At 66.8% G+C, this 14,328-nt stretch carries 14 protein-coding genes; 13 read left to right on the forward strand and 1 reads right to left on the reverse strand.

What is annotated here, in order from left to right; genetic code table 11:
• The first annotated feature begins 26 nt into the window (after positions 1-26).
• The 6 genes from CBM2586_RS04055 to aroA all read left to right on the forward strand — a co-directional run bounded on the left by CBM2586_RS04055 (position 27) and on the right by aroA (position 6,675).
• Complete coding sequence (locus CBM2586_RS04055; protein ID WP_092308167.1) at positions 27-590, forward strand: DUF2059 domain-containing protein; 564 nt, start codon at positions 27-29, stop codon at positions 588-590.
• A 160-nt stretch (positions 591-750) separates the two neighbouring features.
• A complete protein-coding gene (serC, locus tag CBM2586_RS04060; protein WP_115662784.1) occupies positions 751-1,908 on the forward strand; it encodes a 3-phosphoserine/phosphohydroxythreonine transaminase in 1,158 nt (385 codons plus the stop codon).
• A gap of 104 nt (positions 1,909-2,012) precedes the next feature.
• Positions 2,013-3,176 (forward strand): prephenate dehydratase, encoded by a 1,164-nt coding sequence (pheA, locus tag CBM2586_RS04065; RefSeq protein WP_115686894.1) that lies wholly within the window; start codon positions 2,013-2,015, stop codon positions 3,174-3,176.
• A gap of 27 nt (positions 3,177-3,203) precedes the next feature.
• A complete protein-coding gene (gene hisC, locus CBM2586_RS04070; protein WP_115686895.1) occupies positions 3,204-4,334 on the forward strand; it encodes a histidinol-phosphate transaminase in 1,131 nt (376 codons plus the stop codon).
• Positions 4,335-4,421: 87 nt separating this feature from the next.
• Positions 4,422-5,321 (forward strand): prephenate dehydrogenase, encoded by a 900-nt coding sequence (locus CBM2586_RS04075; RefSeq protein WP_115688629.1) that lies wholly within the window; start codon positions 4,422-4,424, stop codon positions 5,319-5,321.
• Between the two features lie 49 nt (positions 5,322-5,370).
• Positions 5,371-6,675 carry a 3-phosphoshikimate 1-carboxyvinyltransferase gene (gene aroA, locus CBM2586_RS04080; protein ID WP_115662781.1) on the forward strand — a complete coding sequence of 435 codons (1,305 nt, stop codon included), beginning with the start codon at positions 5,371-5,373 and terminating at the stop codon, positions 6,673-6,675.
• Here the strand turns inward: aroA and CBM2586_RS04085 are convergent.
• On the reverse strand, positions 6,665-6,910 hold the full coding sequence (locus CBM2586_RS04085; RefSeq protein WP_115686896.1) for a DUF2061 domain-containing protein: 246 nt from the start codon (positions 6,908-6,910) through the stop codon (positions 6,665-6,667). The genes aroA and CBM2586_RS04085 overlap by 11 nt on opposite strands.
• A 125-nt stretch (positions 6,911-7,035) precedes the next feature.
• Between CBM2586_RS04085 and cmk the strand changes: the two genes are divergently transcribed.
• The 7 genes from cmk (at position 7,036) to rfaE1 (ending at position 14,321) form a co-directional block, all read left to right on the forward strand.
• A complete protein-coding gene (gene cmk / locus CBM2586_RS04090; protein WP_115686897.1) occupies positions 7,036-7,704 on the forward strand; it encodes a (d)CMP kinase in 669 nt (222 codons plus the stop codon).
• Between the two features lie 164 nt (positions 7,705-7,868).
• Positions 7,869-9,563 carry a 30S ribosomal protein S1 gene (rpsA, locus tag CBM2586_RS04095; RefSeq protein WP_012352088.1) on the forward strand — a complete coding sequence of 565 codons (1,695 nt, stop codon included), beginning with the start codon at positions 7,869-7,871 and terminating at the stop codon, positions 9,561-9,563.
• A gap of 30 nt (positions 9,564-9,593) precedes the next feature.
• The gene (locus tag CBM2586_RS04100; RefSeq protein WP_111518906.1) at positions 9,594-10,013 is read left to right on the forward strand and encodes an integration host factor subunit beta; all 420 of its coding nucleotides are present in this window, start codon (positions 9,594-9,596) and stop codon (positions 10,011-10,013) included.
• Between the two features lie 280 nt (positions 10,014-10,293).
• On the forward strand, positions 10,294-10,635 hold the full coding sequence (locus CBM2586_RS04105; RefSeq protein ID WP_115686898.1) for a lipopolysaccharide assembly protein LapA domain-containing protein: 342 nt from the start codon (positions 10,294-10,296) through the stop codon (positions 10,633-10,635).
• A 3-nt stretch (positions 10,636-10,638) separates the two neighbouring features.
• Positions 10,639-11,868: a lipopolysaccharide assembly protein LapB gene (gene lapB / locus CBM2586_RS04110; protein WP_115686899.1), complete on the forward strand. Its 1,230-nt coding sequence runs from the start codon at positions 10,639-10,641 to the stop codon at positions 11,866-11,868.
• 35 nt (positions 11,869-11,903) lie between these two features.
• A complete protein-coding gene (locus CBM2586_RS04115) occupies positions 11,904-13,295 on the forward strand; it encodes a UDP-glucose dehydrogenase family protein (RefSeq protein WP_115686900.1) in 1,392 nt (463 codons plus the stop codon).
• 78 nt (positions 13,296-13,373) lie between these two features.
• The gene (gene rfaE1 / locus CBM2586_RS04120) at positions 13,374-14,321 is read left to right on the forward strand and encodes a D-glycero-beta-D-manno-heptose-7-phosphate kinase (protein ID WP_115662775.1); all 948 of its coding nucleotides are present in this window, start codon (positions 13,374-13,376) and stop codon (positions 14,319-14,321) included.
• Positions 14,322-14,328 lie beyond the last annotated feature (7 nt).

Here is a 14,328-nt window from a genome sequence, read left to right on the forward strand (position 1 = left end):
ACGGACGTATTTACCAGGGAGTCACAATGCTCAAAACCTATCGACGTATCGCTGTTCTGGCTGCTTTCGTTCCGACCTTCATGATGGCGCAGCATGCCCACGCACAGGACGCGGAAAAGACGGCAGCCATCAAGGAACTGCTTTCCGTCATGCAGGCAGACCAGGCTGTGAAGGGCCAGGCAGAGAACTGGCAACAGGGCGCCAAGCAGGAAGCGCCGCTGGTCCTCGAGCAGGTGCTGGTCGAAAACAAGACCCTGAGCGACAAGCAGAAGCAGGCCGCGGTTGAAAAGCTGAAGAAGAACGGCGCGGTCCAGCGCGTCGTGGACGGCGCCGGCACGGCGTTCACCACCGATGGTTTCCGCAAGGATGCCATCCAGGCGCACTATGATGCCTTCGGCAAGTACTACACGACGCAGGAACTGAAGGACCTGACCACCTTCCTGAAGTCGCCGACCGGCCAGAAGTTCATGGCCAACCAGGGCAAGGCAACGCAGGAAATCTGGGGCTCGATGATGCAGAAGTACGGCCCGCAGGTCGGCAAGTCGATGCGCGACGCCGCCGAGAAGGAAATCACCGCCGCTTCGAAGTGATGCCGGCGTGATCCGCAACGGATCCGCCCGCCACCCGCCCGATCGCATCCGGCCGGGTGCGGCAACCCGGGCTGAACCCCGGGTGCCCAACGGGGCGCGGGTTTGAGGGATAATGGCTGCTTGGGTAACACCGGCAGCCATTTTTCCATCCCCCCGTCTCATGAACGATCCCCAGAATCCCGCTCTTGCCGGCATGATGCAGCGTGCATTGGCCGAACGCGTCCACAACTTCTCGCCCGGCCCGGCAGCGCTGCCTGCCGAAGTGCTGCAGCAGGCCGCCGAGGAGATGCTGTCCTGGCGCGGGACCGGGGTCTCGGTGATGGAGATGAGCCACCGCAGCCGCGAATTCGAGGGTATCCACAACCAGGCCATCGCCGACCTGCGCGAACTGCTCCATATTCCCGCCAACTACCGCGTGCTGTTCCTGCAGGGCGGCGCCATCGGCGAAAACGGCATCGTGCCGCTGAATCTGATGCGCCTGCGCCATGCCGACGCGCCCAAGGCCGACTTCGTCGTCACCGGCACCTGGTCGGTCAAGACCGAGCAGGAAGCCCGCCGCTACGGCGCGGTCAATATCGCCGCCAGCAGCGAGGCGCAGAAATACCACCGCATTCCGGACGTGGCCGACTGGAAGCTGTCGGACGACGCGGGTTACGTGCACCTTTGCACCAACGAGACCATCGTCGGCGTTGAATTCCAGGACATCCCCGATATCGGCCAGGTCAAGGGCGACCGCGTCGTGGTGGCGGATGCTTCCAGCCACATCCTGTCGCGCCCGATCGACTGGTCGCGCGTGCAGGTGGTCTACGGTGGCGCGCAGAAGAACATCGGTCCGGCCGGCGTCACCATCGTGATCGTGCGCGAAGACCTGATCGGCCATGCCCATCCGCTGTGCCCGTCGGCATTCAACTGGCGCCTGGTGGCCGAGCACAACTCGATGTACAACACGCCGCCGACCTATGCGATCTATATTGCCGGCCTGGTGTTCCAGTGGCTCAAGCGCCAGGGCGGCGTGCCGGCGATCGAGCAGCGCAATATCGCCAAGGCCTCGGCGCTGTACGACTACCTCGACCAGAGCGATTTTTATCGCAACGAGATCCACCCCAGCTGCCGCTCGCGCATGAACGTGCCGTTCTTCCTGGGCGACGAGTCGCGCAACGAGGCCTTCCTGCAGCAGGCCCGGGCCAACGGCCTGGTGCAGCTGAAGGGGCACAAGACCGTGGGCGGCATGCGCGCCAGCATCTACAACGCCATGCCGCTGGAAGGCGTGATGGCCCTGATCGAATTCATGCGCGAGTTCGAGCGGACTTCCGCCTGACGCGCATTCCCGCTGGCGGGCGCGCGCATGCCAGGCACGGCATGCCGGCCCGCGCGGGCAGTTTTCTGGCCGCCGCGCCCGGCGGTCCATCGGATTGATACAACATGACAAGCGAAGACCGCACCCCCGCGCGCGAGGAGACGCCGCCCAATGCGCCGCAGAACGGCGACAGCCACCTGAGTGATGCCGAGCGCAAGCTGTCGGTCGAATTGGGGCCGCTGCGCGAGCAGATCGATACCGTCGACCGCGAACTGCTGGCGATGCTGAACCGCCGCGCCAGGCTGGCGCTCGAGGTGGGCGAGGTCAAGAAGAAGTACGGCGCGCCGGTGTTCCGGCCGGAGCGCGAGCTGCAGGTCATCCGCAAGGTGCAGGGGGCCAACCCCGGTCCGCTGCTCGGCGAAAGCGTGGCGGCAATCTGGCGCGAGGTGATGTCCGCCTGCCGCGGGCTGGAGAAGCCGCTTGAAGTCGCGTTCCTGGGTCCGGCCGGCACGTTCTCGGAGCAGGCGCTGTACGCGCATTTCGGCCACGAGGTGTCGGGCGTACCCTGCCCCAGCATCGACGAGGTGTTCCGCGCGGTCGAGGCAGGCACGGTCGAATACGGCGTGGTGCCGGTCGAGAATTCCACCGAAGGCGCGGTGTCGCGCACGCTTGACCTGTTCCTGCAGACCTCGCTGAAGATCAGCGGCGAGATCGCCCTCAAGGTGCACCACAACCTGATGGCGTCGACGCCCGACATGAGGGGCGTCACGGTGGTGCGCGCGCATGCGCAGGCGCTGGCGCAGTGCCAGCACTGGCTGACCGCCAACTATCCGCAGCTCGAGCGCCAGGCGGTGTCGAGCAACGCCGAAGCGGCGCGCATGGCCAGCGAAGATCCGACCGTGGCCGCGATCGCCGGCGAGTCCGCCGCCAACCGCTACCACCTGCACCTGGTGCGCACGCATATCCAGGACGATCCGCACAACCGCACGCGCTTCGCCGTGATCGGCCGCTATGAGACCGAGCCCTCGGGCAGCGACCAGACTTCGCTGATCCTGTCGGTGCCGAACAAGGCCGGCGCGGTGTACCAGCTGCTGGCGCCGCTGGCGGCGAACGGCGTGTCGATGTGCCGCTTCGAGTCGCGTCCGGCGCGCAGCGGCGCGTGGGAATACTACTTCTACGTCGACGTGGAAGGGCACCAGCATGAGCCGGCGGTGGCCCGCGCGATCGAAGAACTGCGCCGCAACGCCGCCTACCTGAAGGTGCTGGGCTCGTATCCGTCGAGCAAGTAAGGCAGCCGCAACGCAAAAGGAGACGAGATGGCAGAGCAGGGCAAGCAGGGCGGCGCAACGGCTTTCGGGCCGGATTATGTGCGGGCGATTTCGCCATACGTGGCGGGCAAGCCGATTGCCGAAGTCGCGCGCGAGTTCGGCCTGGACGAGGCCGGCATCGTCAAGCTCGCTTCCAACGAGAATCCGCTGGGCATGCCGGAATCGGCCCGCCTGGCGGTGGCCGAGGCCGTGGCCGAACTGGGCCGCTATCCCGATGCCAACGGCTTTGCGCTGAAGGGCGCGCTGTCGGCGCGTTTCGGCGTCCCGGCCGACTGGCTGACGCTGGGCAACGGCAGCAACGACATCCTGGAACTGGCCGCGCATGCGCTGGTGGAGCCGGGCCAGTCGATCGTCTATGCCGAGTACTCGTTCGCGGTGTACGCGCTGGCAACGCAGGAGATCGGCGCCCGCGCCATCGAAGTGCCCGCGCGCGCCTACGGCCACGACCTCGACGCGATGGCCGCTGCGATCGCCCCGGATACGCGCCTGGTCTTTATCGCCAACCCCAACAACCCGACCGGCACCTTCCTGCCGGCGGCGCAGATCGAGGCCTTCCTGCAGCGCGTGCCACGCCAAGTCGTGGTGGTGCTGGACGACGCCTACAACGAGTACCTCGACGCCGACCAGCAATACGACGCGATTGCCTGGGTGCGCCGCTACCCCAACCTGATGGTGTCGCGCACGTTCTCCAAGGCCTATGGCCTGGCGGGGCTGCGCATCGGCTACGCGGTGGCGCAGCCGGAGCTGACCGACCTGCTGAACCGCATCCGCCAGCCGTTCAACGTCAACAGCGTGGCGCAGGCCGCGGCCATCGCCGCGCTGGCCGATGCCGGCTTCCTGCGCCGCAGCGCCGAGCTGAACCGCGACGGCAAGCGGCAACTGACGCAGGCGTTCGAGCGGCTGGGCCTGGAATACGTGCCGTCGTCCGGAAACTTCGTGCTGGTGCGCGTTGGCGACGATGACGGCGCCGGCGCGCGCGTGAACCTGGCGTTGCTCAGGCAGGGCGTGATCGTGCGCCCGGTGGGCAACTACAACCTGCCGCGCTGGCTGCGCGTGACCATCGGCTTGCCGGAAGAGAACGCGGCGTTTATCGCGGCGCTGGAGCGGGCGCTGGCCTGAGGCCGGCCGCGGCGAACGCCGCGGGTTGCGCCGCCCATTGATTGACCTCGGTCTGGACCGAACTACCGCCGCTTGCGGCCTGTGATTGTGAGTGCATTGCATTTTTCCCGTGTTGTCATTGTCGGCGTCGGCCTGATCGGCGGCTCGCTCGCGCTCGCGCTCAAGCGCGCCGGCGTGGTGGGCTCGGTGGTCGGGGTCGGGCGCTCGGCGGCTTCGCTGCAGAAGGCGCTGGACCTGGGCGTGATCGACGAGGCCGCGTCGCTGGCCGATGCCGCGCGCGGCGCCAGCGTGATCGTGCTGTGCGCGCCGGTGGCGCAGAATTTTGCCCTGCTGCATGCGCTCGAGCCGCACCTGCAGCCCGGCACCATCGTCACCGATGCCGGCAGCACCAAGTCCGACGTGATCATCGCCGCCAAGACCGCGCTGGGCGACAAGGCGGCGCAGTTCGTGCCCGCCCATCCGATCGCCGGACGCGAGCTCAACGGCGTCGAGGCCGCGCTGCCGGACCTGTACCACGGCAAGAAGACCGTGCTCTGTCCGCTGCAGGAAAACGGGCGCGCAGATGTTGCCGCCGTGCGCGCCATGTGGGAAAGCGCCGGCGCCCATTGCCATGTGATGTCGGCGGTCCAGCACGACGCGGTGTTCGCCGCGGTCAGCCATCTGCCTCACGTGCTGTCGTACGCGCTGGTGGCGCAGGTGGCCAATGCCGAGGATGCGGCGCTGAAGCTGGATTTCGCCGGCGGCGGCTTCCGCGACTTCACGCGGATTGCGGCCTCGTCCCCGGAGATGTGGCGCGACATCTGCGTCGCCAACCGCGACGCGCTGCTGCGCGAACTGAATACCTACCAGTCGGTGCTGGCGCACCTGAAGACGTTGATCGAAAAGGGCGACGGCGACGCGCTCGAGCGCATCTTCACGCGCGCCAGCAAGACCCGCCTGGCCTGGGGCGCCGAGCGTGCCGCGGGCAGCAACCATATCGAACCCTGATGGCCCCGGCCCATCGCCTGAACACGGCGCCCCGGCGCCCACGACATCCATGGAACACCTGACGCTAGGCCCCCTGACCCGCGCCCACGGCACCGTCCGGCTGCCGGGCTCGAAGAGCATCTCCAATCGCGTGCTGCTGCTGGCCGCGCTGGCCAACGGCGAGACCCGCGTGCGCGACCTGCTCGACTCCGACGACACGCGCGTGATGCTGCAGGCGCTGCGCGCGCTGGGCGTGGCCTGGCGGCAGGAGGGCGCCGACTACATCGTCACCGGCGCCGGGGGCAACTTCCCCAACAAGTCGGCCGAGCTGTTCATGGGCAATGCCGGCACCGCGATCCGTCCGCTGACCGCCGCGCTGGCGCTGCAGGGCGGCAGCTACAAGCTGTCCGGCGTGCCGCGCATGCACGAGCGGCCGATCGGCGACCTCGTCGATGGCCTGCGCCAGGTCGGCGCGGTGATCGACTACCTTGGCAACGAAGGCTTCCCGCCGCTGCAGATCCAGCCTGCCAGCGTGCGCATCGACGCGCCGATCCGCGTGCGCGGCGATGTCTCGAGCCAGTTCCTGACCGCGCTGCTGATGAGCCTGCCGCTGGCGCAGGCGGCCAGCGGCCGGATCGAGATCGAGGTGGTGGGCGAGCTGATCTCGAAGCCGTATATCGAGATCACGCTGAACCTGCTGGCGCGCTTCGGCATCGAGGTGGAGCGGCAGGGCTGGGAGCGTTTCATTTTGCCCGCGGGGGCGGCTTACCGTTCGCCGGGCGAGATCTTCGTCGAGGGCGATGCGTCGTCGGCTTCGTATTTCCTGGCCGCCGGCGCGATCGGCGGCGGGCCGGTGCGGGTCGAAGGCGTCGGCATGGCCAGCATCCAGGGCGATGTCCGCTTTGCCGAGGCGCTCAACCGCATGGGCGCCAACGTGATGGCGGGCGACAACTGGATCGAGGTGCGCGGCACCGAGCGCGACGACGGGCGCCTGCACGGCATCGAACTGGACTGCAACCATATCCCCGATGCCGCCATGACGCTGGCGGTGGCGGCGCTGTTTGCCGAAGGCACCACGACCCTGACCAATATTGCCAGCTGGCGCGTCAAGGAAACCGACCGCATCGCGGCGATGGCGACCGAACTGCGCAAGCTGGGCGCCGTGGTGGAGGAGGGCGCCGACTACCTGCGCGTGACGCCGCCGCAGCCGTGGCAGACCCCGGCCGACGGCATTGGCACCTATGATGACCATCGCATGGCGATGTGTTTCTCGCTGGCGGCGTTCGGCCCGCTGCCGGTGCGGATCAATGATCCGGGCTGCGTGGCGAAAACGTTCCCGGACTACTTCAGCGTGTTCGCGGGCGTCACGCGCTGACCAGGCCGGCCTCGGCGCCAGGGCTGGCGGAGGTTGCCGCGCTGTCGCGGGTGGCCGGCGCATGGCGGTGCCGGCGCTTGTCCCAGTACTTGTCGAAGAAGTAGTGGGCCACGGTATTGACGGCCGGCTCGATGAAGGTGACGGCACCGCTCACGGCCAGGCTACCGGTCAGCGCATAGGTCACGCTGAACGCGATGCCGAGGTGCATGATGCCGAACGTCAGGGTTTTTGCCATGGTAGATTGCCTCGCGACCAATACTGAGGGATGCGCCGCGCTTGCCGCGGCACTATGCCATGGATCAAATGATAATGATTCGCAATAGAATTAACAATCAATCGTTTCACTGGGTGCCATAAGCAATGACTATCGTCAACGTCATCACCATTGACGGACCGACCGCCTCCGGCAAGGGCACGGTTGCGCACAAGGTTGCCGACGCGGTGGGCTTCCACCTGCTCGACAGCGGCGCGCTGTACCGGCTGGTAGCGCTGGCCAGCGACCGCGCGGGTGTTGACCTGGCCGACATGGACACCCTGGCGCGGATTGCTGCGCGCCTCGATGTGAAATTCGGCCCCGACCGGGTCTGGCTGCAGGGCGAGGAGGTCAGCCTGGCGATCCGCGCCGAGGCGATCGGCAACCGCGCCTCGGCGATCGCCGTGCACCAGCCGGTGCGCGACGCGCTGACCCAGCTGCAGCGCAGCTTCCGCAAGCTGCCCGGGCTGGTGGCGGACGGCCGCGACATGGGCACCGTGATCTTCCCGGACGCCCAGCTCAAGGTGTTCCTGACCGCAAGTGTCGAGGCGCGCGCGCGCAGGCGCTATAAACAATTGATTGATAAGGGAATTTCTGCTAATATCGAAGACCTTTTGCGTGACCTCGAGGCGCGCGACACGCGGGATCGCACCCGTGCCGCCGCGCCGCTGCGTCCCGCCGAGGATGCAAAGCTGCTCGATACCTCCGACATGACGGTGGATCAGGCAGTGGCGCAGGTGCTGGAGTGGTTTGCCGCTGTGCGGCCCGATGCATGAATGCATCGGGCGCATCCGTAGAAGCGGCGCGCCCCTTCCGTACCCGATGGCGCCAGTCCGGGCCCGTGCCCGTGCTGGCTTTTGTCAAACCTGACCCCGCTGCCCTGGCAGACTGAGCGCGATCGTCGCGCCGGCCAGCGTACCGCGGATTTCACCTTACGTTTATGTCCGACCTGCAAACTAACGAATCCTTTGCCGCACTGTTCGAGGAATCGATCGCCCGCTCCAATATGAAGGCTGGCGAAGTGATCTCCGCTGAAGTCGTGCGCATCGACCACAACTTCGTGGTCGTCAATGCCGGCCTCAAGTCCGAGGCATTTGTGCCGGTGGAGGAGTTCCTGAACGACCAGGGCGAACTCGAAGTGCAGGCCGGCGACTATGTCTCCGTGGCCATCGATGCACTCGAGAACGGCTATGGCGACACCATTCTTTCCCGCGACAAGGCCAAGCGCCTGGCATCGTGGCTGAACCTCGAGAAGGCGCTGGAAGACGGCGAGATCATCTCGGGTACCGTGACCGGCAAGGTCAAGGGCGGCCTGACGGTCATGGTCAACGGCATCCGTGCGTTCCTGCCGGGCTCGCTGGTCGACGTGCGTCCGATCAAGGACACCACCCCGTACGAAGGCAAGACCCTGGAATTCAAGGTCATCAAGCTGGACCGCAAGCGCAACAACGTTGTGCTGTCGCGCCGTGCCGTGGTCGAAGCCACGCTGGGCGAAGAGCGCCAGAAGCTGATGGAAACCCTGAAGGAAGGCGCCATCGTCAACGGTATCGTCAAGAACATCACCGACTACGGTGCGTTCGTTGACCTGGGCGGTATCGACGGCCTGCTGCACATCACCGACCTGGCCTGGCGCCGTGTCCGCCACCCGAGCGAAGTGCTGTCGGTTGGCCAGGAAATCACCGCCAAGATCCTCAAGTTCGACCAGGAAAAGAACCGCGTCTCGCTGGGCGTGAAGCAACTGGGCGAAGATCCGTGGGTCGGCATCTCGCGCCGCTACCCGCAAGGCACCCGCCTGTTCGGCAAGGTGACCAACCTGACCGACTACGGCGCGTTCGTCGAGATCGAAGCCGGCATCGAAGGCCTGGTGCACGTGTCGGAAATGGACTGGACCAACAAGAACGTGGCTCCGTCGAAGGTTGTCCAGCTGGGCGACGAAGTCGAAGTCATGGTGCTGGATATCGACGAAGACAAGCGTCGTATCAGCCTGGGCATGAAGCAGTGCAAGGCCAACCCGTGGGACGATTTCTCGCGCAACCACAAGAAGGGCGACAAGCTGAGCGGCCAGATCAAGTCGATCACCGACTTCGGCGTGTTCATCGGCCTGCCGGGCGGCATCGACGGCCTGGTGCACCTGTCCGACCTGTCCTGGCAAGAGTCCGGCGAAGAGGCCGTGCGCAAGTACAAGAAGGGCGACGAAGTCGAGGCCGTGGTGCTGGGCATCGACGTCGACAAGGAACGCATCTCGCTGGGCATCAAGCAGCTGTCGGGCGATCCGTTCAACAACTTCATCTCGGCCAACGACAAGGGCTCGCTGGTTCAGGGCACGATCAAGGCGGTTGACGCCAAGGGTGCCGTGGTTCAGCTGGCCGACGACGTGGAAGGCTACCTGCGCGCATCGGAAATCTCCGCTGACCGCGTGGAAGACGCCCGCAACGTGCTGAAGGAAGGCGAGCAGATCACCGCCCTGGTGGTGAACGTCGACCGCAAGTCGCGCAACATCAACCTGTCGATCAAGGCCAAGGACAGCGCGGAGCAGCAGGAAGCGATGCAGAAGTTCCAGGCCGACACCGGCACGGCTGGCACGACCAACCTCGGCGCCCTGCTGAAGGCCAAGCTCGGCCAGGACAACCAGTAATCGCAGGCCCCCGCGCTTGCGCGTATGCCCATGACCAAGTCGGAGCTCGTCGAAAAGCTGGCTGCCCGCTTCCCCCAGCTGCTGCTGCGGGATGCGGACATCTCGGTGAAAACGATACTCGACGCGATGTCCGAAGCGCTGGCTGACGGCCACCGCATCGAGATCCGCGGATTCGGCAGTTTTGGTCTGAACCGGCGTCCGCCTCGCGTGGGGCGCAATCCCAAATCCGGCGAGCGAGTGCTGGTACCCGAAAAACGGGTGCCGCACTTCAAGGCGGGCAAGGAATTGCGCGAACGGGTTGACCGTAGCCAGCCGGTGCCTGCGGGCGCCAACGGCAACGGCCATTCCGGCGGCACGGCGCAAGCCCTGCCGGGCAAGGCAGGCCAGGGCGCGGCATCCGCCGCGCCGACGGGGTTGCACGAGAGCGGACTGGATTTCATTCGTTCCTGACCTGGCACTGCCTGCTGCTGACCTGTCAAAATAAGCGCTCCTTGGGGCGCTTTTTTTTATGGTCGATGCGAGCCGGTGCGGCATGCCGCAGCGTCTGCAAGCCAGAGCGTCGGCGCCCGCGAGGCCCGAGCCGAAACACCATTACCGCCACGTTACCGAATCCGTGAAGTGATTCCGTTACAATGCCGGGGTCTTTGCCGGGCCTTGCACAGGGCGTCCTGCCAGCCGCAGTCTTTGTGCTCGCCCGCCCCAACGCCATGCTGCCTCGCCGCCTACCCGCATGAAACTGTTTGCCTGGATCGTCCGCATCGTCGTATTCGTGCTGCTGTTCGTGCTGGCCCTGCGCAATACCGCAGAAGCCTCGCTGCAGCTGTTCTTCAATGCCGTCTGGCATGCGCCGCTGATCCTGATCCTGTTTGCCGCGTTTGCACTGGGCGCGGTGGCGGCGCTGGCCTCGGTGGCGCCGGGACTGATGCGCCAGCGCATGGAACTGGCCAGGTTGCGGCGCGCGGCCGCGGACGCACGGGGGTCGATGGCGGCGTCATCGGCGCCACCGGCAGGTGCCTCCCCGGTGCCGCGCGAAGGCAAGTCTCCCTATAACGTAGTCGGCCCGAAAGTCTGATCCATGATGTTCGAAACCTGGTGGCTGTTGGCGCTGCCACTTGTCTTTGGCCTTGGCTGGATGGCGGCGCGCTTCGATGTGCGCCAGATGATGAGCGAGCAGGGCGCCTTGCCGCGCTCCTACTTCAAGGGACTCAATTTCCTGCTCAACGAGCAGCCCGACAAGGCCATCGACGCCTTTGTCGAAGTCGCCCGGCTGGATCCGGAAACCACCGAACTGCACTTTGCGCTGGGCGCGCTGTTCCGCCGCCGCGGCGAAACCGAGCGCGCCATCCGCGTGCACCAGAACCTGGCCACGCGCCCCGACCTGCCCGAGCCAGAGCGCGAGCACGCGCTGTTCGAGCTGGGCGAGGACTACCTGCGCGCGGGCCTGCTTGACCGAGCCGAGGAATCGCTGCGCCGGCTGATGTCGGGCCCCTACGCCGCGTCGGCCAAGCGCGTGCTGCTCGAACTCTATGAAGTCGAAAAGGAGTGGCAGAAGGCGATCGATGCCGCGCGTGAGCTGCGGACGCTGGAGCAGAAGAGCTACAGCCTGCAGATCGCGCAGTTCTGCTGCGAACTGGCGCAGGACGCGCTGCAGCGCAAGCGCCCGGAAGACGCAGTGAAATGGCTGAACCAGGCCGTGGCCGAAAATCCCGCCAACGTGCGCGCACCAATCCTGCTGGGCGACGTCGCCGCGGCGGCGGGCGATGCGCGCGCGGCGCTGGGCCACTGGCTCGGCATCGAGCGCCAGGACGCCTCCTTCCTGCCGCTGGTGGCCGAGCGCGTGGTCAAGGCTTACGCCACCCTGAACGAGCAAGGCGTGGCGCTGGAATGGCTGCGCGGGCTGCTCAAGGGCAAGCTCGCGCCCGAGGTGCTCGACACCGCGTACAAGGCGGAGCTGGAAGTGAATGGTCCTGAGGCCGCGGCGCGCCTGATGCGCGAGCAGCTGCGCCGCCAGCCCACGCTGCTGGCGCTGACCAAGTACTTCGAGGCGCAGGCGGCAGTGGCCGCCGTGCCCGCCGCGCAGGCCGCGGCGGTCGAGGCCGCGGCCGGACAGGGCGAAGGCGCCGAAGACGGCGACGAGGCCAGGGAAACCACCGCCATCCGCGACCTGCTGCAACTGCGCACGCGCAACCTGGCGCGCTATACCTGTCGCGAATGCGGGTTCCGTGCGCGGCTGTTCTATTGGCAGTGCCCGGGTTGCAACCGCTGGGAAACCTATGCCCCGCGGCGTTCCGAAACGCTCGGCTGATCTCGCTGGCCGTGCAACGGATGTGAATTGATGCTATGAAAGTCACCATTATCGGCAGCGGCTACGTCGGTCTTGTCACCGGCGCCTGCCTGGCGGAGCAGGGCAACGATGTGTTCTGCCTGGACCTGGACGAGCAGAAGATCGCGCTGCTCAACGCGGGCGGCGTGCCGATCTACGAGCCAGGCCTGCAGGAGCTGATCCAGCGCAACCGCGAGGCCGGCCGCCTGACGTTTTCAACCGACGTGGCGGCCAGCGTGGAGCATGCCGACGTGCAGTTCATCGCCGTAGGTACGCCGCCGGACGAGGATGGCTCGGCCGACCTCAAGTACGTACTGGCGGCGGCCCGCAATATCGGCCGCCACATGACCGGCTTCAAGGTGGTGGTCGACAAGTCGACGGTGCCGGTGGGCACCGGCGACCGCGTCACCGCCGCGATCCGCGAGGAACTGGCCGCACGCGGGCTGGAAGACCTGCAATTCTCGGTGGTGTCGAACCCCGAATTCCTGAAAGAGGGCGCCGCGGTCGAGGACTTCATGCGCCCCGACCGCATCGTGCTGGGCTGCAATGCCGACGCCGCCGGCCGGCACGCGCAGGCCACCATGCGGCAGCTGTACGCGCCGTTCAACCGCCATCATGAGCGCACGTTCTACATGGACGTGCGTTCGGCCGAGTTCACCAAGTACGCCGCCAATTCGATGCTGGCCACGCGCATCTCGTTCATGAACGAGCTCGCCAACCTCGCCGACGAGGTCGGTGCCGATATCGAGCTGGTGCGCATGGGCATCGGCTCGGATCCGCGCATCGGCTACAGTTTCCTGTATGCCGGCGCCGGCTATGGCGGGTCGTGCTTCCCCAAGGATGTGCAGGCGCTGATGCGCACCGCCGCCGACCACGGCAAGCCGATGCGCGTGCTCGAGGCGGTGGAAGCCGTCAACGGCGCGCAGAAGCGCGTACTGGGCGAGAAGATCGTGGGCCGCTTCGGCGACGACCTGAGCGGTCGCGTGTTCGCGGTATGGGGCCTGGCCTTCAAGCCCAATACCGACGACATGCGCGAGGCGCCGTCGCGCGTGCTGGCGCGCGAGCTGGTGTCGCGCGGCGCGTCGCTGCGCGTGCATGACCCGGTCTCGATGGCCGAGGGGCGCCGGGTGCTGGAGGCCGACCTGGCCGACGTGCCGGGCGGCGCGGCGCGCGTGAGCTTCCACCAGCACCAGATGGATGCGCTCGACGGCGCCGACGCCCTGGCGATCGTGACCGAATGGAAGGTGTTCCGCAGCCCGGACTTCGGGCAGATCAAGCGGCGGCTGAAGTCGCCGGTGATCTTCGATGGACGCAATCTGTATGAGCCCGAGGCGATGCGCGAGACCGGCGTGGAATACCACGCCATCGGCCGCCCCACCCGCAAGGCCGCGCCGGCGGCGAACGAATAAGCCGCGCGGGTCAACGGACTCATCAACCGATAAGCTAACGCGGCGGCTGCTGCCGCCGCGATCTTGCCAAGGATCTTCATGAACAAGACCGTCATTCCGCAGGAGCAGATCCGGCAGTCCCATATCCTGGTGGTCGGCGACATGATGCTGGACCGCTATTGGTTCGGCGACGTCGAGCGCATTTCGCCCGAAGCGCCGGTGCCGGTGGTGCAGGTCAAGCGCAGCGACGAGCGCCTGGGTGGCGCCGCCAACGTGGCGCGCAACGCCGCGGCGCTGGGCGCGCGCGTCGGCATGCTGGGCGTGGTCGGCGACGACGAGCCGGCGCGCACGCTCGAGGCGTTGCTGGCCGAAAGCCACGTGCAGCCCTATCTGCACCGCGATGCCAAGATCAACACCACCATCAAGCTGCGCGTGGTGGCGCACCAGCAGCAGCTGCTGCGCGTCGATTTCGAGAACGCGCCGGCACACGAAGTGCTGCTCGCGGTACAGGACCGCTTCCAGAGCCTGGTCAACGATTACCAGGTGCTGGTGCTGTCCGACTACGGCAAGGGCGGGCTGACCCATGTCACGCGCATGATCGATGCCGGCCGCGCGGCCGGCCGCAAGGTGCTGGTCGACCCCAAGGGCGACGACTACTCGCGCTACCGCGGCGCCACGCTCATCACCCCCAACCGGGCCGAAATGCGCGCCGTGGTCGGGGCCTGGAAGACCGAGGCCGACCTGACCATCCGCGCGCAGAACCTGCGCCGCGCGCTGCAGCTCGAAGCGCTGCTGCTGACGCGCTCGGAAGAGGGCATGACGCTCTATACCGAGGCCGAAGTGCTGCACGTCTCGGCCCAGGCCCGCGAGGTCTATGATGTATCCGGTGCCGGCGACACCGTGATCGCCACGCTCGCCACCATGATGGGTGCCGGCGTGCCGCTCAAGGAAGCCGTGCAGCATGCCAATCGCGCCGGCGGCATCGTGGTCGGCAAGCTGGGCACCGCCGTCGTCACTTATCCCGAATTGTTCGGCGCCGCTGCCTGAGGCGCGG

Source organism: Cupriavidus taiwanensis (genome assembly GCF_900250115.1).
Classification (GTDB): Bacteria; Pseudomonadota; Gammaproteobacteria; order Burkholderiales; family Burkholderiaceae; genus Cupriavidus; species Cupriavidus taiwanensis_B.

Bases quoted from the DNA above. Each gene is read 5' to 3' on its own strand.
- CBM2586_RS04055 (WP_092308167.1), top strand. From the start codon at position 27: ATGCTCAAAACCTATCGACGTATCGCTGTTCTGGCTGCTTTCGTTCCG.
- serC (WP_115662784.1), top strand. From the start codon at position 751: ATGAACGATCCCCAGAATCCCGCTCTTGCCGGCATGATGCAGCGTGCA.
- pheA (WP_115686894.1), top strand. From the start codon at position 2,013: ATGACAAGCGAAGACCGCACCCCCGCGCGCGAGGAGACGCCGCCCAAT.
- hisC (WP_115686895.1), top strand. From the start codon at position 3,204: ATGGCAGAGCAGGGCAAGCAGGGCGGCGCAACGGCTTTCGGGCCGGAT.
- aroA (WP_115662781.1), top strand. From the start codon at position 5,371: ATGGAACACCTGACGCTAGGCCCCCTGACCCGCGCCCACGGCACCGTC.
- CBM2586_RS04085 (WP_115686896.1), bottom strand. From the start codon at position 6,910: ATGGCAAAAACCCTGACGTTCGGCATCATGCACCTCGGCATCGCGTTC.
- cmk (WP_115686897.1), top strand. From the start codon at position 7,036: ATGACTATCGTCAACGTCATCACCATTGACGGACCGACCGCCTCCGGC.
- rpsA (WP_012352088.1), top strand. From the start codon at position 7,869: ATGTCCGACCTGCAAACTAACGAATCCTTTGCCGCACTGTTCGAGGAA.
- CBM2586_RS04100 (WP_111518906.1), top strand. From the start codon at position 9,594: ATGACCAAGTCGGAGCTCGTCGAAAAGCTGGCTGCCCGCTTCCCCCAG.
- CBM2586_RS04105 (WP_115686898.1), top strand. From the start codon at position 10,294: ATGAAACTGTTTGCCTGGATCGTCCGCATCGTCGTATTCGTGCTGCTG.
- lapB (WP_115686899.1), top strand. From the start codon at position 10,639: ATGATGTTCGAAACCTGGTGGCTGTTGGCGCTGCCACTTGTCTTTGGC.
- CBM2586_RS04115 (WP_115686900.1), top strand. From the start codon at position 11,904: ATGAAAGTCACCATTATCGGCAGCGGCTACGTCGGTCTTGTCACCGGC.
- rfaE1 (WP_115662775.1), top strand. From the start codon at position 13,374: ATGAACAAGACCGTCATTCCGCAGGAGCAGATCCGGCAGTCCCATATC.